Raw genomic sequence first — 3891 nt, 5'->3', positions numbered from 1 at the left:
CGGGGAATTGCTGCTGGGCTGGGCGCTGCGTTCCTACGATTTGCGCACGGTTTGGAAAATGATCCTGCAAAAGTACATCGACCACGGTTTCGACAGCAAAAAAGGCGGACTGCGCCGCGAGATTCCCGTGCACGCCGGCGGGTTGCCCCCGGTCGTATGGTCGCCGCCCACGGACAAAACGGCGGAGAAAGGCAAGGAAACCGCCGACCGCTGGTTCCAGAACTATGATTTGGAAGGCGTGCGGACAAACGCGTTCACCCGCATGATCGCGGATTTGCGCAGCCGGGGCGTCGAGGTGCATTTGGTCCAGTTGCCGCGGACGGAATATTTTGAACAGGCGGTCGCCGGGTCGTATGCGCAAGAGCAGCAAGCATTCAGGAATAAGGTTGCGGCGATTGCGGTCAAGTACGGCGCAACTTTCGACATTTTGCCGAGAGACGGGCTTACGTTGGACGATTTTCGCGACACGAATCATGTGAAACCGTCGGGCGCCGAGCATATCAGCGCGGAAGTCGCCAGGCGCTGGCTGGTGGGGAAATGACGCCTTTCATCTAAAATTTGCGGGCGGGGAAGCCGATAAAATAATATAAACTGTGCTTTTAAAAGGAAGAGGGGAGAAGCAATGAAAAAAATGGGGATGAAGCTGCTCAGCATGCTGATTGGGGCTGTGATGATCGTGTCGCTGGCTCCTGTTGCGCCTCCTGCAGCGGCGGATGTCGAATATTTTCACTTTGACAGCTACAGCACGCAGAAAGATTCTCCCACCCAGGTCAATTCAAGTACGATTGAATTGGGAGGTACATTCAATGGCGTTGCCTCCGCAACGATTTCCTACCAGATTGATTTGATAACAGCGAGCGGTGAAATCCCGGGCGCCAGAGGGACCGGAATCACCCCGATCATCAATGGCAATCATTTCAGCTTTCCCAATGTGGAAATTCAGCAGGGGTTGAACCGGATTACGGTTACCGGCATGGCAAACGATAATATTGTGTCCGGCGTCTGCTATGTTTACTTTGCAAATGTGCCGACGATCTACGATGTGCAATTAATCGACGGCAGAACGCTGAAGCCGGGGGAAACGGCGGTTGTGGACTCCTCTCCGCTGTCTCTCATGTTAAAGGCTCCGAATGCCACCACTGTGACCGTGCAAGGGAGAGCGGCATTTTTTGGCGGTAACGACTCTTATATCGTTTCCGATATTGCGCTTACTCCGGGCTTGAATACGATTGTTATCACGGCTTCGAACGAAACAATGACTTACGCCATTACTCGCGATGTCGTTTTCTATACCGGTTCGCCCACGGTGTATAATGTCACTGTCCACAATTCGTCCGGAGATCCGGTTGATACCAAGCTTGATGGCAATCCGACTGTCGGCCCGAATATTACCGGGGCTTTGGATGGTACGGTGAACGGGTATGTGGTTGTGCAAAAGAATCCTGCATCTCCCGCTGTGCCAAGCATTGATGTGGACCTGCTGAGCGGCGGCGTTTCCGTTTTGCCCGGCGGCAAGCTGTCGACAACGGTTACGTTCGTGAAAGATACAACAGTCACCGGTGCGACTTACGATTTTAGTATTTATAAATTCGAGACATCCGGATCAATCAATTTAAATGTCACTGAAGAATATACACTAAATGTTACGGGAACATACGGCTCAACCAATATTGCGTTCCCGATGCTATTCACTTTTCGCAACAGCGACAGCCCTTTCATTACAGGAGTTAAACAGCTCTACAATGTGACGGTTGATGGCGCTGGTGTTGCATCCTACAAATCCAGTTCCATATTTCCGGAAAATCAACTCTTTTTCCAATTGCCCATTTGGCTCGCCGTGAACACCAAAAACTACACGGACGGTGCTGCGGGCTACAGCGCGATATTGGAAACGTTGCAGGGCGGAGTTCCGGTGGGAGGTTCGGCTTTTACCTATAACAAATACAAATCGGCCAATGCCGATGAAATCGTATTTGAAATCACCAATATGCCATCCGGCGAACAAACGCTGAATGTGTCTGTTGAGCACAGCGGTGACAAAAACACAAAGCAGATTCCGATTACCTATATTCCGACGCCGTATATCCTGCTGCAAAATTTGTACAATGGCGAAGTTTTTAATACGGCAAATGCGTTCGATAAGATTCAAGGGAAATTGATTAATTTCAATTTGACGACGGGATCTCCCGATCTGGATTCCATTACGATTACGGTCAACGGGACAACCCGAGCACTTTTGTCGGACCCGTCGAACACGCTTGACCAGGCGACGGGCGATTTTACATTTCAGATCGCGGATCCTACAATGAAGCTGGTTCCAGGGCCAAACAGCATTACGATTAATGGTTTGGCGAATGGGATTCCGGTTTCGACGCATATTACAGTTTACTTGTTCGATGACAATTTGCCGAAAGTAGTGTCGATTACACCGGTGCCGGTCGGCCAAGCGACCGATGCGGACGGAAAGTTTAAAAAGACTGACGATTTTGCCTACACAACCAATGAAAAAAGCCTGGATGTGCTGTTTACTGTCGTTAATGCCGATCAGGTCGTCGTCAATATCGATGGCGAGCAATATGTAAAAACAGAGTTAGGCAACTTTCCAAATTCGGAGCAGCCCGGATTGATGTCGAACGGCGTAAGCGGCAGCAGCGGGTATTCATTCCGTTTGATCAACGTGCCGCTTCCCGCGTCTGGCGTAAAAAGCATTACCATAACGGCTGTTAATGGTACTTCCACCGGTTCACAAACATTGCAAATCACTCGGGTCCGCTTGCCATATCAAATTCTGTCGCCCAAATTGCCGGAAGAGCAGGTAATTAATCGAAACTTCCTGAATGTTAGCATCCAGGCGGAGGGCGCTGATCAAATCCTGCTTGAGAAAACACCGATGGTGAAAGACGCCAACGATATATTCCGGCTCGAACTTTATGACTTGAAGCCCGGAAATAACACGATCAAATTTACGGTTATAACCGGAAATACACAGATTAAGGACGAATTTGTTGTGGATTATGCGGCGCAAAATGAAGTGGGAGCCGAATTCAAAACAACCATTCCGAAATCAGGAAAAATTTCCGTATTCAACAAGGCTGTCACCATCGATTTTCCCAAAGGAACGATGTTGAAAAAACCGGAGCAGGATTCGCAGCAAAATACGCCCAAGGTTGAACTTTTCGACAGCCAGAGGATCTACTTCGGGATTGCGGATCCGTTCGACGGGCGCACAGTAAAGAAGTATAACCGAGTAGGAGAATATAGTGGGACTGAACCGCTGGACGGACAGTTCGCCAATATCTACGCAATGCCGAACGCGGAGTCCTTATTGCAAGCGAGCCGCGCGCATTTTGGCTATGCCTCAGATTTGTATTGGATCGACGCAGGCTACTTCAAAAACGATGCCGGTAAGTATGAAACAGTTGACGGCATGCAACCGTACAGCACCAGCGACAACGGCAACGACCAGTTTTTCATTCGCAATATGAATATCTTTAAATGGTTGGAGCCGACCAATCGGGGTACGATCACAATTCAATACGACCCGAACATCCGTGATGTCGCTGCTGCAAATCTAAGCGTATGGAGATTCAGCAATAACGTTTGGAACAAGCTTGGCGGTGTTACGAACACCAAAAATCATACGGTGACCGCTTCCTTTGACGGTTTTGGCTACTACGCGGTTTTCGCGGTACGCTACGGGTTTGAAGATATTATCGGGCATCCCTACGCGCGAAATTATCTGGATACGATGTTTGCCAAGGGCATCATGGAACCGAAGGGTTCCATCCAATCGAATCAATTCGGCGTCTATGACAATATCACCCGCGGAGAATTCGCTACCATGATCGTGAAGATGCTTGACTTGCCATTGAATTACGACACAAGCATGTC

Annotated in this window: 2 protein-coding genes; both read left to right on the top strand. The window is 49.4% G+C overall.

Going from position 1 to position 3891, the window contains the following annotated elements:
* Positions 1-541: hypothetical protein (locus VF260_11720; GenBank protein ID HEX7057844.1), on the top strand; the 541-nt coding region annotated here is incomplete at its 5' end.
* Between the two features lie 81 nt (positions 542-622).
* The coding region (locus tag VF260_11715; GenBank protein ID HEX7057843.1) for an S-layer homology domain-containing protein at positions 623-3891 on the top strand (3269 nt) is incomplete at its 3' end.

It is taken from the genome of Bacilli bacterium (genome assembly GCA_036381315.1).
Classification (GTDB): Bacteria; Bacillota; Bacilli; order Paenibacillales; family KCTC-25726; genus DASVDB01.
This window is presented reverse-complemented; position numbering and strand designations above follow the sequence as displayed.